The 17,911-nt window shown below is 68.3% G+C and carries 20 protein-coding genes; 11 read left to right on the forward strand and 9 right to left on the reverse strand.

The genetic code is table 11. The features are described 5' to 3' along the window. Positions 1 to 2 precede the first annotated feature (2 nt). Positions 3 to 995, reverse strand: coding sequence for a lipoyl synthase (gene lipA / locus FVO59_RS13355; RefSeq protein ID WP_182253068.1), 993 nt, complete (start codon positions 993 to 995; stop codon positions 3 to 5). Then, entirely contained in the window at positions 992 to 1,696 is a 705-nt protein-coding gene (gene lipB / locus FVO59_RS13360) for a lipoyl(octanoyl) transferase LipB (RefSeq protein WP_259363243.1), read from the reverse strand. The genes lipA and lipB overlap by 4 nt, the downstream gene beginning before the upstream one ends. 50 nt (positions 1,697 to 1,746) lie before the next feature. On the opposite strand from lipB, the gene FVO59_RS13365 reads away from it, so the two are divergent. From FVO59_RS13365 to ffh, 4 genes are read left to right on the forward strand one after another with little or no spacing between them, the layout of a single operon-like run. Further along, complete coding sequence (locus FVO59_RS13365) at positions 1,747 to 2,331, forward strand: TetR/AcrR family transcriptional regulator (protein WP_182253070.1); 585 nt, start codon at positions 1,747 to 1,749, stop codon at positions 2,329 to 2,331. A 59-nt stretch (positions 2,332 to 2,390) separates the two neighbouring features. Continuing rightward, the gene (locus tag FVO59_RS13370; RefSeq protein WP_182253071.1) at positions 2,391 to 3,026 is read left to right on the forward strand and encodes a hypothetical protein; all 636 of its coding nucleotides are present in this window, start codon (positions 2,391 to 2,393) and stop codon (positions 3,024 to 3,026) included. Beyond that, positions 3,023 to 3,526, forward strand: a complete 504-nt coding sequence (locus FVO59_RS13375; RefSeq protein ID WP_182253072.1) for an RNA polymerase sigma factor — start codon at positions 3,023 to 3,025, stop codon at positions 3,524 to 3,526. Before FVO59_RS13370 ends, FVO59_RS13375 begins: the two co-directional genes overlap by 4 nt. A gap of 13 nt (positions 3,527 to 3,539) precedes the next feature. Further along, positions 3,540 to 5,093, forward strand: coding sequence for a signal recognition particle protein (gene ffh, locus FVO59_RS13380; protein ID WP_182253073.1), 1,554 nt, complete (start codon positions 3,540 to 3,542; stop codon positions 5,091 to 5,093). A 6-nt stretch (positions 5,094 to 5,099) separates the two neighbouring features. On the opposite strand, the gene FVO59_RS13385 is transcribed toward ffh, so the two are convergent. Further along, positions 5,100 to 6,017: an EamA family transporter gene (locus FVO59_RS13385; RefSeq protein ID WP_182253074.1), complete on the reverse strand. Its 918-nt coding sequence runs from the start codon at positions 6,015 to 6,017 to the stop codon at positions 5,100 to 5,102. A gap of 78 nt (positions 6,018 to 6,095) precedes the next feature. Between FVO59_RS13385 and FVO59_RS13390 the strand changes: the two genes are divergently transcribed. Beyond that, on the forward strand, positions 6,096 to 6,977 hold the full coding sequence (locus FVO59_RS13390) for a LysR family transcriptional regulator (RefSeq protein ID WP_182253075.1): 882 nt from the start codon (positions 6,096 to 6,098) through the stop codon (positions 6,975 to 6,977). 57 nt (positions 6,978 to 7,034) lie between these two features. On the opposite strand, the gene glpK is transcribed toward FVO59_RS13390, so the two are convergent. The 3 genes from glpK to FVO59_RS13405 form a co-directional block, all read right to left on the reverse strand. Continuing rightward, on the reverse strand, positions 7,035 to 8,549 hold the full coding sequence (glpK, locus tag FVO59_RS13395) for a glycerol kinase GlpK (RefSeq protein ID WP_182253076.1): 1,515 nt from the start codon (positions 8,547 to 8,549) through the stop codon (positions 7,035 to 7,037). A 22-nt stretch (positions 8,550 to 8,571) separates the two neighbouring features. Beyond that, a complete protein-coding gene (locus FVO59_RS13400) occupies positions 8,572 to 9,333 on the reverse strand; it encodes an MIP/aquaporin family protein (protein ID WP_182253077.1) in 762 nt (253 codons plus the stop codon). A gap of 85 nt (positions 9,334 to 9,418) precedes the next feature. Next, on the reverse strand, positions 9,419 to 11,137 hold the full coding sequence (locus FVO59_RS13405) for a glycerol-3-phosphate dehydrogenase/oxidase (RefSeq protein ID WP_182253078.1): 1,719 nt from the start codon (positions 11,135 to 11,137) through the stop codon (positions 9,419 to 9,421). A 99-nt stretch (positions 11,138 to 11,236) separates the two neighbouring features. Between FVO59_RS13405 and FVO59_RS13410 the strand changes: the two genes are divergently transcribed. Then, positions 11,237 to 12,205, forward strand: coding sequence for a sugar-binding transcriptional regulator (locus FVO59_RS13410; RefSeq protein ID WP_182253079.1), 969 nt, complete (start codon positions 11,237 to 11,239; stop codon positions 12,203 to 12,205). Positions 12,206 to 12,224: 19 nt separating this feature from the next. Here FVO59_RS13410 and FVO59_RS13415 read toward each other — a convergent pair whose 3' ends face one another. After that, positions 12,225 to 13,373 carry a glutamate--cysteine ligase gene (locus FVO59_RS13415; RefSeq protein ID WP_182253080.1) on the reverse strand — a complete coding sequence of 383 codons (1,149 nt, stop codon included), beginning with the start codon at positions 13,371 to 13,373 and terminating at the stop codon, positions 12,225 to 12,227. A gap of 209 nt (positions 13,374 to 13,582) precedes the next feature. Between FVO59_RS13415 and rpsP the strand changes: the two genes are divergently transcribed. Genes rpsP through trmD form a run of 4 tightly spaced genes read left to right on the forward strand, consistent with a single transcriptional unit; the run spans position 13,583 to position 15,531 of the window. Next, positions 13,583 to 14,005 carry a 30S ribosomal protein S16 gene (rpsP, locus tag FVO59_RS13420; protein WP_182253081.1) on the forward strand — a complete coding sequence of 141 codons (423 nt, stop codon included), beginning with the start codon at positions 13,583 to 13,585 and terminating at the stop codon, positions 14,003 to 14,005. 6 nt (positions 14,006 to 14,011) lie between these two features. After that, positions 14,012 to 14,242, forward strand: coding sequence for an RNA-binding protein (locus tag FVO59_RS13425; protein WP_182253082.1), 231 nt, complete (start codon positions 14,012 to 14,014; stop codon positions 14,240 to 14,242). Position 14,243: 1 nt separating this feature from the next. Then, positions 14,244 to 14,798, forward strand: a complete 555-nt coding sequence (gene rimM / locus FVO59_RS13430) for a ribosome maturation factor RimM (RefSeq protein WP_182253083.1) — start codon at positions 14,244 to 14,246, stop codon at positions 14,796 to 14,798. A gap of 16 nt (positions 14,799 to 14,814) precedes the next feature. Beyond that, positions 14,815 to 15,531 (forward strand): tRNA (guanosine(37)-N1)-methyltransferase TrmD, encoded by a 717-nt coding sequence (trmD, locus tag FVO59_RS13435; protein WP_182253084.1) that lies wholly within the window; start codon positions 14,815 to 14,817, stop codon positions 15,529 to 15,531. 18 nt (positions 15,532 to 15,549) lie between these two features. Here trmD and FVO59_RS13440 read toward each other — a convergent pair whose 3' ends face one another. Both FVO59_RS13440 and map read right to left on the reverse strand, forming a co-directional pair. Continuing rightward, entirely contained in the window at positions 15,550 to 16,272 is a 723-nt protein-coding gene (locus FVO59_RS13440; RefSeq protein WP_182253085.1) for a DedA family protein, read from the reverse strand. Positions 16,273 to 16,368: 96 nt separating this feature from the next. Continuing rightward, positions 16,369 to 17,151: a type I methionyl aminopeptidase gene (gene map / locus FVO59_RS13445; protein WP_182253086.1), complete on the reverse strand. Its 783-nt coding sequence runs from the start codon at positions 17,149 to 17,151 to the stop codon at positions 16,369 to 16,371. Between the two features lie 102 nt (positions 17,152 to 17,253). Between map and FVO59_RS13450 the strand changes: the two genes are divergently transcribed. Continuing rightward, positions 17,254 to 17,748 (forward strand): MFS transporter permease, encoded by a 495-nt coding sequence (locus tag FVO59_RS13450; protein ID WP_182253087.1) that lies wholly within the window; start codon positions 17,254 to 17,256, stop codon positions 17,746 to 17,748. The last annotated feature ends 163 nt before the right edge of the window (positions 17,749 to 17,911 follow it).

Here is a 17,911-nt window from a genome sequence, read left to right on the forward strand (position 1 = left end):
CCCTAGACGGCCTGGGCGAATCCGAGGTCCGCGCTCTCGGCGATGTGGGACAGATGCCGCGGGATCTCTCGACCCTTCGAGATCATCGACTGCGCCCACAGGCGACCCGCGCGATATGACGAGCGCACCAGGGGACCGGCCAGCACGCCGAGGAACCCGATGCGCTCTGCCTCGGCTTTGAACTCGACGAACTCGTCGGGCTTGACCCAGCGAGCGACCGGCAGGTGACGCGGCGTCGGACGCAGGTACTGCGTGATCGTGATGATGTCGCAGCCGGCGTCGTGCAGATCCTGCAGGGCCTGGATGACCTCCTCCGGCTCCTCGCCCATGCCGAGGATGAGGTTCGACTTCGTGATGAGACCGGCCTCGTGTCCCTGGGTGATGACATTGAGCGAGCGGTCGTACGCGAACGCCGGGCGGATGCGCTTGAAGATCCGGGGCACCGTCTCGACGTTGTGCGCGAAGACTTCGGGACGCGCGTCGAAGATCTGCCCCAGGAACGCCGGGTCGGCGTTGTGCTCGTTCGCGAGCAGCTCGACACCGGTGTTCGGGTTCATCGAGTGGATCTGCCGGACGGTCTCGGCGTTCAGCCAGGCGCCGGTGTCGGGCAGGTCGTCTCGGGCGACGCTGGTGACGGTCGCGTAGCGCAGCCCCATGCGCTGTACGCTCTCGGCCACGCGGCGCGGCTCGTCCGTGTCGTAGGCATCGGGCTTGCCCGTGTCGATCTGGCAGAAGTCGCACCGGCGGGTGCACTGCGATCCGCCGATGAGGAAGGTCGCCTCGCGGTCCTCCCAGCATTCGAAGATGTTCGGGCAGCCCGCCTCCTGGCAGACGGTGTGCAGATCCTCGGTCTTGACCAGCGACTGCAGGGCGGTGTACTCCGGGCCCATCTTGGCCTTGGTCTTGATCCACTCGGGCTTGCGCTCGATCGGGGTCTCCGCGTTCCGGACCTCGAGACGAAGCAGCTTTCGCCCATCGGGGTGAGCGGCGCTCATGCGGCGACTCCCTCGTTCTCGGCCGCGTACTCGCCGGTGAAGGCGTCGGCGACAGCCTGCACGATGTCGGACGGGGTCACGTGCGCCCCTGCGACCTCGCTGACGGTCGTGACTCCTGCGTCGGTGATGCCGCACGGGATGATCCCCCGGAAACCGGCCAGGGTGTTGTCGCAGTTGATCGCAAACCCGTGCATCGTCACTCCCTGCTGCACGCGGACCCCGATCGCGGCGACCTTGTCCTCGCCGAGGGGGCGGCGCACCCAGACGCCGCTGCGCCCTCGGACCTGGTATCCGTCTACGCCGAGCGGTTTCAGGATACCGATGAGCACTCGCTCCAGTCGGCGCACGTGCGCCACGACGTCGATCGGCTCCTGCAACCGGACGATCGGGTAGCCGACCAGCTGCCCCGGACCATGCCACGTGATCTTGCCGCCTCGATCGACGTCTATGACGGGCGTGCCGTCGTGCGGGCGCTCATGCTCCTCGGTGCGGGTGCCGGCTGTGTACACCGCCTCGTGCTCGAGCAGCAGAAGGGTGTCTGGCCTGGTGCCTGCCACGACATCGTGGTGGATGCTGCGCTGCAGCTCCCACCCGTCGAGGTAGGGCACGTAGTCGGGTGCGAGACCGGGGGTCTGGATGTCGAGCATCGGGGGCTTCTCTCGATTGTTGGATGGCGTCCAAGAACGAACCTGGCTACACAATACGCTCTTCGCGCGGTGCTTGGATGCGACGCGCGGCTACGCTGAGCGCTATGAACACGGCTTCTCGCGCTGGGCGTCCCCGAGCGTCGTCTCGTGAGACTCTCGCCGAGGCCGCGTGCGAGCTGTTCCTCGAGCAGGGCTACGAGGCGACGTCGATCGTGGACATCACGCGTCGCGCCGGGGTGAGCAGGTCGAGCTTCTTCAACTACTTCTCATCGAAGAGCGACGTGCTGTGGTCAGGATTCGATGCGCGCATCGATGCGGCGCTGATCGCGCTGGCGCGCCTGGGGACGGATGCCGACGGCGCAGCGGTGCGCGGTGCCCTGCGTCCGATGCTCCACGAGCTCGCGCCCGACCCGCTGGCGCTCGCGCTGCGCAACGCCAGCGCGATGGGCGTCGAGACCGAACTGCTGCGCGATACGGGCCTGAGGCACGCCCGTCTCTCGTCGGGAATCGCCGCGACAGCGCGCAGCGCCGGAATCGAGGCGATCCGCGCCGATATCCTCGGCTCCGCACTGGCGACGGCCGTGCTGTCGTCCGTTCGGGTGTGGGCCGAGCAGGGAGCGGGTCAGGCGTCGCTCGAGGCCCAGTTCGACGAGGCGCTGCACGCGATCCACGACCTTCCCTGGGGTTGAGCGGACGTTTCGGCGCCGGCCGGACAGGTCATGAGTGAGACCCGCTGAAGGAGGACCTCATGACCGACACATTCGACGACCTGCTCGACCGTTCGGCGCCCGCGCTCGCTGATCGAGGGAATGCTCGCGACGCGGCGATCCGGCAGATGGTGGCGGATGCCCGTGATAGCGCGCGCCCGCCGAAGCGGTCGCGCCGGAGGGTGAGCGTGCTCGGCGGCGCACTCGCCCTGGTGTTCGTGGGCGGCGCAGGCTTCGCGGCGGCCAACTCGGACTGGATCTGGAGCCCGGGGCTCGAGAACCCTGAGCGCAGCTACTCGTATGTCTCGCCCACCTGGGGTCAGTGCGAGATCCGCTACAGCGGATACGACATCGCCGATCCGTTCGTCGAAGCCGACGTGAACCGGATCATCGACGACTGGTTCGCCCGGACGGATGTCGAGGCTGCGGCGGATCCGTTCGTGGCGCAGTCACTGGCCGTGGTCGAGGAGTCGATCGCCCGGGACGCGGAGGCCGCGAAGGATCCGCGCATCGCCGACCTCAATGCCTGGACGGCCCATGATCAGGCGCTGAGCGAGGCCATGTACAGCGAGTTGAAGGCCCACGGCTACGACTCCGAGCACGGGCTCGCGGGGGCCACATCGCACAGCCAGCTGCACTGCGAGGGCGAGGACTGGGGCGGAGAGGGCGCCGAGTGAGCCGCCACGATGGCGCACGCCTGAGCCGTGCACTCGAGTCCTCGGCCACCGACCTGCTCGCCTATCTGGAGCGCAGGATCGGCGCGGATGACGCCCCGGATCTGCTCGGGGAGACGATGGTTGTCGCCTGGCGCCGTGTCGATGAGCTTCCCGTCGATGCCGAGCGTGCCCGTATGTGGCTGTTCGGGATCGCTCGGGGCACGCTGCTGAACCACGCCCGCGGTCAGCGCCGTCGGTGGGCACTCGCCGACCGCCTCCGGCTGCAGCTCAGGGAGTCGGCGACGTCGCCAGCGGCCGACGACGGCGCTGAGGTGCGAGACGCGATCGAGAGGCTCGATCCGGAGCTTGCCGAGCTGGTCCGGCTGGTGCACTGGGATCGTCTGAGCATCGCGGAAGCCGCCGAGCTGCTGGGGATCCGCGCGTCCACCGCACGGGGTCGATACCAGCGCGCGAAGGATGCTCTGCGGGCGACGCTCGGAGTGGGGGCGCCGCTCGCGTAGAATCGGAGGCACCATGGCTACCTTTGGCACGCTCTCCGATCGGCTCACCGAGACCTTCCGCAACCTGCGCACGAAGGGCAAGCTGACGCCCGCCGATGTCGACGGCACCGTCCGCGAGATCCGCCGCGCCCTGCTCGACGCGGACGTCGCCCTGCAGGTCGTGAAGGACTTCACCGGCAAGGTGCGCGAGCGCGCACTCGGCGACGAGGTGAACAAGGCGCTGAACCCGGCGCAGCAGGTCGTGCAGATCGTCAATGAAGAGCTCATCGCGATCCTCGGCGGCGAGCAGCGTCGCCTCGAGTTCGCCAAGACCCCGCCCACGGTCATCATGCTCGCGGGCCTTCAGGGCTCGGGCAAGACCACGTTCGCGGGCAAGCTGGCCAAGCAGCTCGAGGGCGAAGGGCACACGCCGCTGCTCGTCGCCGCCGACCTGCAGCGCCCGAACGCGGTGAACCAGCTGCAGGTCGTCGCCGAGCGTGCCGGAGCCACGATCTACGCTCCCGAGCCCGGCAACGGCGTCGGCGACCCGATCCGCGTCTCCAAGGACGGCGTCGACTACGCGCGCCGCCACCAGCACGACGTCGTCATCATCGACACCGCGGGACGCCTCGGTGTCGACGCCGAGTTGATGAAGCAGGCATCTGACATCCGCAAGGCGACCAGCCCCGACGAGGTGCTGTTCGTCATCGACGCGATGATCGGTCAGGATGCGGTGAACACCGCGAAGGCCTTCCAGGAGGGCGTCGACTTCACCGGAGTGGTCCTGTCGAAGCTCGACGGCGACGCCCGCGGTGGTGCAGCGCTGTCGGTGGCGTCCGTCACCGGACGTCCGATCATCTTCGCGTCCACGGGCGAGAACCTCGAGGACCTCGAGTCGTTCCACCCCGACCGCATGGCGAGCCGCATCCTCGACCTCGGCGACATCCTCACCCTCATCGAGCAGGCGCAGGCCGCCTTCGACGAGGAGGAGGCGCTCAAGGTCGCCGAGAAGCTGGCCAACGAGACCTTCACGCTCGAGGACTTCCTCGACCAGCTTCAGCAGATGAAGAAGATGGGCTCGATGAAGAAGATGCTCGGCATGCTGCCGGGCATGGGCCAGATGAAGCAGCAGCTCGAGGACTTCGACGAGCGCGAGATCGACCGCACCGAGGCGATCATCCGCTCCATGACACCCGGCGAGCGCCGCAACCCGAAGGTCCTCAACGGCTCGCGACGCCTGCGCATCGCCAAGGGATCCGGCATGACCGTCACCGACGTCAACCAGCTCGTGCAGCGCTTCGAGCAGGCCGCGAAGATGATGAAGACGGTCGCGCGAGGCGGCACCCCGCAGATCCCCGGCATGGGGCCGATGGGAAAGCCCGGTGCGTCGAGCAAGCGCGGCAAGAAGGGCGCCAAGGGCAAGGGCGGATCGCGATCGGGCAACCCGGCCAAGCGCGCGGCCGAGAACGCCGGGCTCGCGACGGCGAGCAGCACCCCGACGGGAACCGGCTTCGGACTCGGCGGTCGCACGGCGGCGCCCAGCGAGGCCGACCTCGCCGAGATCCAGAAGCTCTTCGGAAAGAGCTGATCCGCATCAGCCCGTGTGGCTGAGCTCTCGCGAGCGCGCGGGTGGCGGATCGAGGCGTGCTGGCTCGGCGCGGCGGTGCGTGAACATCTGGCCGGCGACCAGAGCGACCAGCACGGTCGCGATGCCGATGGATTGAGTGGTGGTGAACGTCTCGCCGGCGACCAGGACTCCGAGCACCGTGGCGACGACGGGGGAGAGCAGCGCGAGGAGGCCGGGCGCGGCGACGGGAAGCTGCTGGATGCCGCGGAACCACAGCACATAGGCGAGCAGGCCGCCGACGCTCGCCAGCCAGAGGTAGCCCAGGATCGCTCCCGGTTCGACTCGTGTCGGAAGCGGTTCGAGCAGCAGCGTCAGCGGCAGAAGCATCAGACCGCCTGCGGAGAGCTGCCAGCCGGCGTATGCGACCGGGCCCACGCCTGCGGGCCGGCCCCAGCGCTTGGTGAGGACGACCCCGGATGCCGTCGCCGCGACGCCTCCCAGAGCGGCCAGCACGCCGACGGGGTCGAGTCGCGCGCTCGGGCCGAGGACGACGAGGGTGACGCCGCCCGCACCGACGAGGGCGGCGATGGTGGCGAGCACCCGCGTGCGCTCGCGCAGCGCCATTCTGCCGAGGCCGATGATGATGAGGGGCTGAACGCCGGCGATCGCGGCGGCGGCCCCGCCGGGCAAACGCTCCGCGGCGATGAAGAGCAGGGGGAAGAACGCGCTGATGTTCAGGATCCCGAGAACGGACGCCTTCCACCACCAGGAGCCCCGAGGAAGGGCCCTTCCTGCGACCAGCGCGAGCACCCCCGCCGGCAGCGCCCGCAGAAGCCCCGCCAGCAGCGGGTGCCCGGCGGGAAGCAGCTCGGTCGTCACGAGATACGTCGTGCCCCAGGCCATCGGCGCGAGGGCGGTGAGGAGAAGAACACGCAGGGGGATCATGTGTTCAGCGTGCGTCATCGGCGGACATGAGTCCAACGCATGCTTTTCACACGAACAATGAACTGAGATCATGCTTATGTGGATCTGCAGCAGCTGCGCTATGTCGTCGAGGTCGCCTCTGTCGCGAGCTTCACCCGTGCGGCCGAGCGATGCTTCGTCACCCAGTCCGCGTTGAGCCATCAGATCGCTGCGCTCGAGCGCGAACTCGGTCAGCGCCTCTTCATCCGATCGAGCCGCAGCGTGCGACCCACCGAGGCGGGCCTGGCATTCCTCCAGCACGCGCGGACGGCCCTCGCAGCAGTGGCGGCGGCGAAGGAGGATGCCGCCGCCGCGGAGGGCCGCGTCGTCGGAACCCTGAGGCTGGGGGTCATCCCGACGGTCGCCGCGGTGGATATCCCGGCTGTCATCGCCGGATTCCGCGCAGAGCACCCCGAGGTGCGGGTGGAGCTGACGGTGGGCAACAGCGAATCCCTCGTCGCCGCGGTCCGCGGCGACGAACTGGATGCTGCGTTCCTCGGCCTGCGCGCCGACGTCGAGCCGGCCGGCGTGTCGGGGCGTCTGCTCGATCGCGAACGACTGGTGGCGGTCCTGCCGCCATCGCATCCGGTCGCGGGCCGCGCGAGGATCCGTCTGCAGGACATCGCGAAAGATACCTTCGCCGACTTCCCGGCGGGCACATCGGGGCGCGCACAGGGCGATCTGGCGTTCTCGACAGCAGGCCTCGGTCGCGATGTCGCGTTCGAGGCGGCCTCCGCCGAGCTCCTGCTCGGGCTCGTTGCGTCGGGACTCGCCGTGTGCCTGCTCGCACCCGGCGTCGTCAGCCGCTCGTCTGCGGACGTCGTGGCCGTCGACATCGAAGACGGGCCGATGCGCGCGGAGTATCTGATCTGGCATGAGCACGCGCCGCGCGCGGTCGCCCGCGCGTTCGTTGCACGACTCGCGGCGGATGACCGCCGCTGACACGCAGAGGGCGGATCCGGAGACGCGCTCCGAACCCGCCCTCTCATAGAGCCGCGATCACCTCACGTCGTCGTCGACCCAGTCCATCGACTTCGACACGGCCTTGCGCCACAGGCGGAGCAGACGGTCGCGCTCAGCAGCGTCCATGGTCGGCTCCCAGCGCTTGTCCTCCTGCCAGTTCGCGGAGAGGTCGTCGAGTCCGCTCCAGAAGCCCACCGCGAGCCCGGCGGCGTACGCCGCGCCGAGCGCGGTGGTCTCGGCGACCACGGGCCGGACGACCGGCACCCCGAGGACGTCGGCCTGGAACTGCATAAGGGCATCGTTGGCGACCATGCCGCCGTCGACCTTCAGCTCCGAGAGGTCGACCCCGGCATCCGCGTTCACGGCATCCAGCACGTCGCGCGTCTGGAAGGCGACCGCTTCGAGCGCCGCACGCGCGATGTGGTTCCTGTTCGAGTACCGGGTCAGGCCCACGATCGCGCCACGGGCATCCGGGCGCCAGTAGGGAGCGAAGAGACCCGAGAACGCCGGCACGATGTACACCCCGCCGTTGTCGTCGACCTGGCGCGCGAGGTCTTCGACCTCGGGTGCAGATCCGATGATCCCGAGCTGGTCCCGCAGCCACTGGATCAGCGAACCGGTGACCGCGATCGAACCCTCGAGGGCGTAGTGCGTCGGCCCGTCGCCCAGCTTGTATCCGACGGTGGTGAGCAGACCGTTCTTGGAGTGCACGACCTCCTCGCCGGTGTTGAAGATGAGGAAGCAGCCCGTTCCGTAGGTGTTCTTGCTCTCGCCCTTGTCGAACGCGGCCTGACCGAAGGTGGCGGCCTGCTGGTCGCCCAGGATTCCCGCGATGGGGGTCTCGCGCAGCAGCGAGGAGTCCTCAGCGGCCCCGTACACCTCGGACGATGAGCGGATCTCCGGCATCATCGAGCGCGGCACGCCGAATGCCTCGAGGATGTCGTCACGCCACTCGAGTGTCTCGAGATCCATGAACATGGTGCGCGACGCGTTGGTCACGTCGGTCGCGTGCACACCGCCGTCGACGCCGCCGGTGAGGTTCCAGAGCACCCAGCAGTCCGTGGTGCCGAACATCAGGTCGCCTGCCTCGGCCTTCTCGCGGGCTCCCTCGACGTTCTCGAGGATCCACGCGATCTTCGTACCCGAGAAGTAGGTCGCGAGCGGCAGGCCGACGATCGGCTTGAACCGCTCGACGCCGCCGTCGGCCGCGAGGCGGTCGACGATCTCCTGGGTGCGGGTGTCCTGCCAGACGATGGCGTTGTAGACCGGCTCGCCGGTGTTCCTGTCCCAGACCACCGCGGTCTCGCGCTGGTTGGTGATGCCGACCGCGGCGATGTCGTGGCGGGTGAGATCGGCGCGGCTGAGGGCCAGGCCGATCACCTCCTGCACATTGCGCCAGATCTCCGACGCGTCGTGCTCGACCCAGCCCGCCTTGGGCAGGATCTGCTCGTGCTCCTTCTGACCGGTGGCGATGATGCTGCCCTTGCGGTCGAAGATGATGGCACGGCTCGAGGTGGTGCCCTGATCGATTGCGATGATGTAGTCAGCCATGATGCTTCTCCTTTGAATCAGGTCAGGCGAGTGTCACGAGGTTGAGCAGCGCCGGCGAGGCGAGCGCGGCGAGGGAGCCGCCGATGAGGGGGCCGACGACAGGCACCCACGAGTACGCCCAGTCGCTCGATCCCTTGCCCTTGATCGGGAGGATCGCGTGCGCGATGCGAGGACCGAGGTCGCGGGCGGGGTTGATCGCGTACCCGGTCGGACCACCGAGCGATGCGCCGATGCCGACCACCAGCAGGGCGACGGGGAGGGCGGTGAGCGGTCCGAGGCCTCCGGGCGTCCCGATCTCGATGTCGCCGTAGTCGGCGAACGCGAAGATGATGAACACCAGCACGAACGTGCCGATGATCTCGGTGATGAGGTTCCAGCCGTAGGAGCGGATGGCCGGACCGGTCGAGAACACGCCGAGCTTGTTGGCGGCCTCGGGCTCCTCGTCGAAGTGCTGCTTGTAGGCGAGCCACACGACGATGGCACCCAGGATGGCGCCGAGGACCTCGGCGGCGGTGGCGACGAGGAACGCGGTGAAGGTGATCTTGCCTGCGATCAGCAGGCCGATGCCGACAGCGGGGTTGAGGATGGCCCCGGAGTAGGCCGAGGCGAGAACACCGGCGAACACTGCCAGGCCCCATCCCCAGTTGACCATGAGGAATCCGCCCGCGTAGCCCTTGTTCTTGGCGAGTGCGACGTTCGCGACGACACCGCATCCGAGCAGGACGAGCATCGCGGTTCCGACGAACTCGGAGAGGAAGTACAGCCCGAGATTGACATCAGTCATGTCTTCTTTGACCTTTCGTGCGCACGTGCTCTCCCCAAGCCCGTGCAGTGAGTGAAATACGTCGTGAGGAGGACGACGGGGTCGTTCAGCCTTCGAGGTGTGACGGAAGAGCGGGAAGCTCGAGACCGTGCCGGTCGTTGAGCAGGGTGCGTGCGCCCTCGAGCTCGGCGTCGCGACGGGCGGCGTCCCAGCCCAGCAGGGGAGCCATGGCATCCGCCAGCTCCGTGAGGACATCGATGTCGACGTCGCCGGTGAAGGCGAGGCTGGTGCGGCGCAGGACGACGTCCTGAAGCCGGACCGCGTGCTCGTGCTCGATCATCCAGGCGAGCTCCCGCGTCGAGAGGTCGCCGCCCGCGAGCGGAGCGTCGTCGCCGTCCTGGATGAATCCCCACACCTGCGCCGCGCGGGTGCCGTACCGGGTGAGCAGGCGCTCTGCGCGTTCGCCCGCGCCTGAGAGGTTCTGCTCCACCCAGCTGTGTCGCGCGCGAGCCGTGCGCGGGAAGCCCTCGCCGCCGCCGATCGCCCGGCCAACGGTCGAGACGGAGCGGGTGCGGCCGATCAGCCCGAGCACCACGTCCGACAGCGACTCGCCGAGCGCGCGGAAGGTCGTCCACTTGCCCCCGACGAGGCTGACCAGGGGAACGCGGCCCGCCTTGTCCACCTCGATCCGGTAGTCGCGCGAGACGAAGCCGGGAGCGGTGTCCTCGTGGCGGGGGAGGGGGCGGATGCCCGAGAAGGTGTACACGATCTGATCACGCGACACCGGGATCGAGGGGAACACGTGATGGATGAGCTCGAAGAAGTAGTCGATCTCCTCGTCTGTGCAGACCGGGTTCTCGCGAGGATCCGCATCGATGTCGGTGGTGCCGACGAGCACACGGCCCTTGAGCGGGTAGATGAGGACGATGCGGCCGTCGGAGTGCTCGAAGAAGATCTCCCGCCCCCCGGTGGCGTCGAGCAGCTCAGGGTGATCCAGCACGATGTGCGAGCCCTTCGTGCCGCCCATGAAGCGCGTGTCCTCACCGAGCGCTTCGTTGGTGAGGTCGGTCCACGGCCCCGAGGCGTTGACGACCACATCGGCGGACACCGTGAACTCCGTGCCGGACTCGAGGTCGCGGAGCAGGACTCCGTCGCCCGAGCGGCCTGCCGCCTCGACGTAGTTGAGTGCGATGGCGCCGGGGTGGGCGGCCCGGCCGTCCTGCAGGACATCCAGCGCGAGTCGCTCCGGGTCGTGCATGGAGGCGTCGTAGTAGGTCGCCGTGTACTTGATGCCTGGATCGAGTGAGGGCAGTTCGGCCAGCGATCGCCTGCGCCCCAGGAAGCGGTGCCTGGGCACGACCCCGCCGTCCCGCGAGAACGTGTCGTAGATGGTCAGGCCGACCTTGATGAGGAACGCGCCGCGCTCCTGAGGCTTGCCGCTGCGGTGGGTGAGGAAGCGCAGCGGGGCCGAGAGTATCCCCGAGAACGTCGAGTAGATCGGGATGGTCGTCTGCAGCGGCTTGACGTAGTGCGGGGCGATCTTGAGCAGTCCGTTGCGCTCCTGAACGGATTCCCGCACGAGACGGAACTCTCCGTTCTCGAGGTAGCGGATGCCGCCATGGATCATGTGGCTGGAGGCTGAGGACGCACCCGATGCGAAGTCACCCCGCTCGACCAGCAGCACGTCCACGCCCTGCAGGGCCAGGTCGCGGAAGGTGGCGATGCCGTTGATGCCCGCACCGATGACGAGGACGGTCGTGCGCCCCGACTCGCGAACGGCCCGTACCTGCTCTCGCTCCCGCGAGGAGTGTGTCGACTCGATCATCTTCGACCTCTCTTCTCTGGTTGCCTTCAGCATCGACCCGCTGCGCTGGATGTGCAAGCCGAATGCACATATGTGCAAGAATCGTCGCCGGAGGACAGCATGACGACCCGCAACGCGCGAGACCGCAAGTTGATCGCCGCCCTCACTGCGGCGCAGCTGTACTACATGCAGGATCAGACCATGGAGGTCATCGCCCGAGAGCTGGGCACCTCGCGATCGTCGGTGTCACGTCTGCTCGGCTTCGCCCGCGAAGTCGGTCTCGTCGACATCCGCATCCATTCGCCCCTCGAGAGACTCGGGATGCTGGAGCAGCGATTCAGCGAACGACACGGCGTCACCGCCCACATCGCCCCTGTTCCCGAGCGCGTCAGCGAGGTGGAGCGTCTCGAACGGGTCGCGCTCACCGCCGGGCGTCTGCTGTCGCAGTTCGTCGAGTCGAACATGGTGGTCGGCGTCGCCTGGGGCTCGACGATAAGCACTGTCAGCCGATCGCTGATGCAGAAGGACACCCACGGCACGACATTCGTGCAGCTCAACGGCGCGGGGAACACCCAGACGAGCGGCCTGGAGTACTCGAGCGACATCCTGCAGCGCTTCGGGCACGCGTTCGGCGCGCAGGTGGAGCAGTTCCCGGTGCCCGCCTTCTTCGACAGCCCGGACACCAGGGACGCGATGTGGCGCGAACGCAGCACCCGGCGCGTCCTCGCCTTCCAGTCGAAGATGGACATCGCGGTCTTCGGGCTCGGCTCCCCTCAGGCCGACGTTCCCAGCCGGGTGTACGTCGGGGGCTACCTCGGACGCGACGACTACAGGAGTCTCGAGGAGGACGGCGTCATCGGCGATGTCGCGACGGTGTTCTTCCGCGCCGACGGCAGCTGGCGCGACATCCGCCTGAATGCGCGCTCCACCGGTCCCGGCCTGGATCGGCTGCGACGCGTGCCGCGCCGGATCTGCGTGGTCTCGGGTGCTGCGAAGGCCGGTTCGCTGAGAGCGGCCATCGGCGCGGGGCTGATCACCGACGTCGTCCTCGACGACACGCTCGCACGACGGCTTCTCGACGGGGAATGACTCCGCTCGAAGCCCGGTCTCACACGCCGATCGAGTGCTCTGGACCAGCGCGGAACTCACGGATCAGGTGCTGCACGACCTGACGCAGATCCCCGCCGGAGGCGTCCGCCGCGGCGAGCTGACGCGAGTAGCTCGCCCCCTGCTCGATGATCGCCAGGACACCCTGCAGCTCGCTGGTGCAGTGCAGATCGGCTGCGACCGGCATGAGATCCTCCACGACCGCGGCGATGTGCTCGCGTACCGGTATCTGGGAGCCGGCGCGGTCGACGATGACGCGGGCGTCCAGCCCGTAGCGTGCTGCCCGCCACTTGTTCTCGCGGTGGAACCACGGCTGCAGCGTCGGCAGCTGCCTGCCATCGTCGAGCTCGCGGGAGAAGAACTCGACGAGCGTCTGCGTGAGGGCGGCGATCGATGCGAGCTCGGTCAGCGTCGACATGCCATCGCAGGCGCGAACCTCGATCGTGCCCCAACGAGGCGCGGGCCGGATGTCCCATCGGATCTCAGACGGGTCGTCCATGACTCCCGTGCGTGTCATGTCATCGACGAAGGTCTCGAACTCGGACCAGGTCGACATCGGCCACGGCAGGCCGGCCGTCGGCAGCTGCTGGAACACCAGTGCGCGGTTGGATGCGTAGCCGGTCCTCTCTCCCGCCCAGTACGGGCTCGACGCCGACAGTGCCTGAAGGTGGGGGAGGAAGGCCGACAGCGCGCCCACGATCGGGAGCACCTTGGTCCTGTCGTCGACGCCCACATGCACGTGGATGCCCCAGATCATCATGTTGCGGCCCCACCACTGGGTGCGCTCGATGAGCTTGTGATAGCGGTTCTTGTCGGTCACGCGCTGGTCGTACCACTGGGCGAACGGGTGGCTGCCCGCTGAGAGCAGCTCGATTCCCGCCGAGTCGGTCGACCGCCGAACGGACGCGATCGCCGCAGCGATGTCGTCGATGGCGGCAGAGACCGTGGCGCCGACGCCACTGGTGACCTCGATCGTATTGGTGAGCAGCTCGCCCGTGACCGTGTGCCGCTCGGAGGCGCTCTGCTCTTCCAGACGCGTGAGCAGTTCCGGCGCGCGCCCGACGAGGTCTCCCGTCGTCGGGTCGGCGAGCATGATCTCCCACTCCAGCCCGACTGTCGAGCGGGCGGAGGAGGCGAATTCGATCGGCACGCGCACAGTCTGACACGGTGATCTCACGTGCCGCGCGCACTGTGTCGTGTCGTTTCGCGCACGGCGGCGGGATCTGGCAGAATAGAGGGTCGGACGGCTGCTCGACCCTCTATCCAGCATCCGTCACCCTTTTCAGAGCTTCCGCCGGATGTGCACCCCACTCTCCAGGCGACCGGTTCATCTTTCTTTCCACACCATTCAGGAGAATCGTGGCTGTCAAGATCCGTCTCAAGCGCATGGGCAAGATCCGTGCACCGCACTACCGCATCGTCGTCGCCGACTCGCGCACCAAGCGCGACGGCCGCGTGATCGAGGAGATCGGCAAGTACCACCCCACCGAGAACCCCTCGTTCATCGAGGTCGACTCCGAGCGCGCGCAGTACTGGCTGTCCGTCGGCGCTCAGCCGACCGAGCAGGTCACCGCGCTGCTGAAGCTCACGGGCGACTGGGGCAAGTTCAAGGGCGACAAGAACGCGAAGTCGACCGTCCAGGTCGCCGAGCCGAAGGCGCCCTTCGAGATCGACTCGGCCAAGAAGTCGGTCATCAAGCCCAAGGCCGAGAAGAAGGCCGAAGAGGCTCCTGCTGAGGCTCCCGCCGAGGACGCGGCCGACGCCGCCGCCGACGCAGAGTAATCCGCCGTGCTCGCCGCCGCGCTCGAACACGTCGTCAAGGGGATCGTGGATCACCCGGACGATGTCCGCATCACCGCATCCGCGTCGTCCAGGGGCGACCTCCTCGAGGTGCACGTGCACCCGGATGACCGTGGTCGTGTGATCGGGCGCGGCGGCCGCACCGCCAAGGCGCTGCGCACCCTCATCTCCGCTCTCGCCGACGGACGCCGCGTCCGCGTCGACGTCGCGGACGACTGACGTGGCAGCCGAGAAGAACCAGCTCCGCGTCGGCCGCCTGCTCAAGGCGCACGGTCTCAAGGGCGCGCTGAAGCTCGAGCTGTACACCGACAACCCCGAACGCCGTTTCGTCCCCGGAGCCGAGTTCACGCTGCAGGTGCCCGAGGCATCCAGCTGGCACGGCAAGACGGTGACCATCCGCGAGTACCGCGTGATGAACGGCAACTCCGTCGTCTTTCTCGACGGCGTCGACGACCGCACCGCAGCCGAGTCGCTCGTGCGCGCCATCCTCTGGATGGACGAGGACGATGAGGCCGAGGACGACGCCTGGTACGCGCACCAGCTGGTCGGGCTCGACGTCGTTCGCGACGACGCGGTCGTCGGCCGCGTCGCGCGGGTCGAGCATCTCCCCGCCCAGGACCTGCTGATCGTCCGCACCGAGTCCGGCGACGTGATGGTGCCCTTCGTCGAGGCGCTCGTGCCCACTGTCGACATCGCCGCCGGTCGCATCGTCGTCACACCTCCGCCCGGGCTCTTCGAGGAGCTCCCGGCCGCCGACGACGCGCCCTCCGAGTGACGAGCGGCGCCGCACGATGAGAATCGACGTCGTCTCGATCTTCCCGTCGTACTTCGACGGTCTGACGCTCTCTCTGCTCGGGAAGGCCCGTGACTCGGGCATCCTGGATCTGAACGTCCACGATCTCAGGGACTGGACCTCAGACAGGCATCGCACCGTCGACGACACGCCGTACGGCGGCGGCGCGGGCATGGTCATGAAGCCGGAGCCCTGGGGTCTCGCTCTCGACCGCCTCGCCGCGCCACCCGCAGAGCCCGCCCCGAACACTGCGCGCTCCGAGCGACCCACCATCATCTTCCCCTCGCCTGCCGGCGAGGTCTTCACCCAGGCCACGGCTCGCGACCTCGCCACTCGTGAGCATCTCATCTTCGGATGCGGCCGCTACGAGGGCATCGACGAGCGCGTCTTCGAGTACGCGGCCGAGCTCGGCGAGGTGCGTCTGATCAGCCTTGGTGATTACGTCCTCAACGGGGGAGAGGTGGCGGTGATGGCCATGGTCGAGGCGATCGGCCGCCTCATCCCCGGTGTCGTGGGCAACCCGGAGAGCCTCGTCGAGGAGTCGCACGAAGACGGACTGCTCGAGTACCCGTCATACACGAAGCCCTCCGTCTGGCGTGATCGGGAGGTGCCGCCGATCCTGCTCAGCGGCAATCACGGCGCGATCGCCGGGTGGCGCCACGAGCAGCAGCTCGAGCGCACGCGGACGCGCCGTCCGGATCTGATCGCGGACTGAGCGCCGCGCTACGCCGATTCAGCGACCGGATGAGATCGGGATGCCGTCGGTGCGGGTCTCGCTCGGCCCCGACTCGTCGACGTGCTCGAGCGCATCCTGTCGGCGCGCGGCGCGCACGGAGCGGATCCGCGAGGCCGCGAACACGACGACGGCGAGGGCGACGACCACGATGACGACGTTCTGTACCACGTCGACGTACTGCTCGACGATGTGCCAGCCGGAGCCGAGGAACCATCCGCAGAGGATGAACGCGGTGTTCCAGATCAGGCTGCCGGCCGTCGTGAGGACTCCGAAGCGCCACATCGGCATCCGCGCCACGCCAGCGGGGATCGAGATCAGGCTGCGGAAGATCGGGATGAACCGGCCGAAGAACACCGCCTTGCCGCCATGCCGATGGAACCAGGCGACGGTCCTGTCGACGTCGGACACGGCGACGAGGGGCAGACGGTCTGCGATTCGGCGCAGCCTGCGAAGGCCGAGCCACGCGCCGAGCCCGTAGAGGGCGAGCGCACCCACGAGCGAGCCCACGGTGGTCCACAGCACCGCCTCCCACAGACCGAAGGAACCGTCATGGGCTGCGATGCCGGCCATCGGCAGGATCGCCTCACTCGGCAGGGGAGGGAACAGGTTCTCCAGAGCGATCGCCAGCCCTGCGCCGATCGGTCCGATGAGGTCCATCAGGCCGATCACGGCGTCGATGAGAGAGCCGAGCCAGGAGGTGTCCGTCGTGGTGCTCGTCATCGTCTGGCGCTCCCTCAGGATCGTCGGGCGGGTGTCGCACGCGAGTCTATGCGGACGCCGATGCGAGAGTTCTGGGAGCCCGGCGATCGCGCCCCGTCAGTCGACGCCGAGGAAGCCGCGGTCGGTGAGGACGATCGGACCGTCCTTGGTGACGGCGACAGTGTGCTCCGAGTGCGAGCCCCGTGAGCCGTCGGCACTGCGGAGCGTCCAGCCGTCGTCGTCGGTGACGAGTTCGTCGGTGGTGGCCAGGAACCACGGCTCGAGGGCGAAGACGAGACCCTCGCGCAGCGGGAAGCCGCGTCCGGCGCGCCCGTCGTTCGGCACGTGCGGATCACCGTGCATGATCCGTCCGACGCCGTGACCGCCGAAGTCCGTGTTGATCGAGTAGCCCTCGACATGCGCGACGGCGGCGATGGATGCCGAGATGTCGCCGATGCGGTTTCCCACGACCGCGGCGGCGATGGCAGCCTCCAGCGCCCGCTCGGTGGTGTCGATCAGACGAAGGTCCTCATCGCGCGGTGTCCCGACGACGAACGAGACCGCGGAGTCGGCGACCCATCCATCCACGGACACGGCGAAGTCGAGCGAAACGAGGTCGCCGTCGCGGAGCGTGTAGTCGTGGGGGAGGCCGTGCAGCACGGCGTCGTTCACCGAGGTGCAGATGACCTTGCCGAAGGGGCCGCGGCCGAAGGAGGGCGCGTAGTCGATGTAGCACGACTCGGCGCCGGCACGGCGGATCAGATCGTGGGCCCGCGCGTCGATCGCGAGCAGGTTCGTCCCGACCTTCGTCTCGTCGCGCAGGGTCGCCAGGGTCTCTGCGACGAAGCGGCCCGCGGCGCGCATCTCGTCGATCTCGGCGGGGGTGCGCAATTCGATCATGGGAGTTCCTCTCGTCGCCATCCATTCTCCCCGATCCGCACGGCGCCGATGCCCACAGCGAACACTCGCCCGAGCGGACGGGCGGCCACGTAGCATCGGAGCATGATGCTGCGACGGCTGTTCTTCCGCTGGCTTCTGCCGGCCTCCCTCGCGCTTCCGGCGTGGATGCTCGTCGGCTGGGCGATCTTCGGACGCAACGGGTGGGGCCTGCTCTGGGTGCTGCTGATGGCGATCCCCGGCGTCTTCGTCACCCAGCTGATCCTGACGCTGCTCACCCGCTCGAGGCCCTCCGTGCGCGCCGAGCGTGCGGTGTCGTGGCTGGATGTCGCCGGCTTCGGTCTCTGGCATGTGCTGACGATCCTGGTCGGATGCTTCATCGACGGCGCGTTCCCCTGGCTGCTCACCGCCGCGATCGTCGTCGCGGTCGGCATGCTGTGGATGCAGCTGTGGCAGCTCTGGAACGAGGCGCGCGGTACAGGGGCTCGCCTGCGCGAGACCATCACGTGGTCGACGATCACCCCGCCGCAGCGTAGCGGGAGCACTGTCTCGGACCCCGACGTGATCGTCATCGAGGAATCCCGCTCGCGGGACCTCTGAGCCGCTCGCCGTGATTGGCGCGCGGCCGCGGTTCATGGCAGAATAGCTGTTTGTGCCGTGACCCGGTTCTGCCTCAGGGGAACCCGCGGACGCCTCGCGCGCCGCTCGGCACACACCCGTTCTCATCCCTTTGATTCATGCATCCGACCTGTGGCGAGTGCAG

Source organism: Microbacterium esteraromaticum (assembly GCF_014084045.1).
GTDB lineage: Bacteria > Actinomycetota > Actinomycetes > Actinomycetales > Microbacteriaceae > Microbacterium > Microbacterium esteraromaticum_D.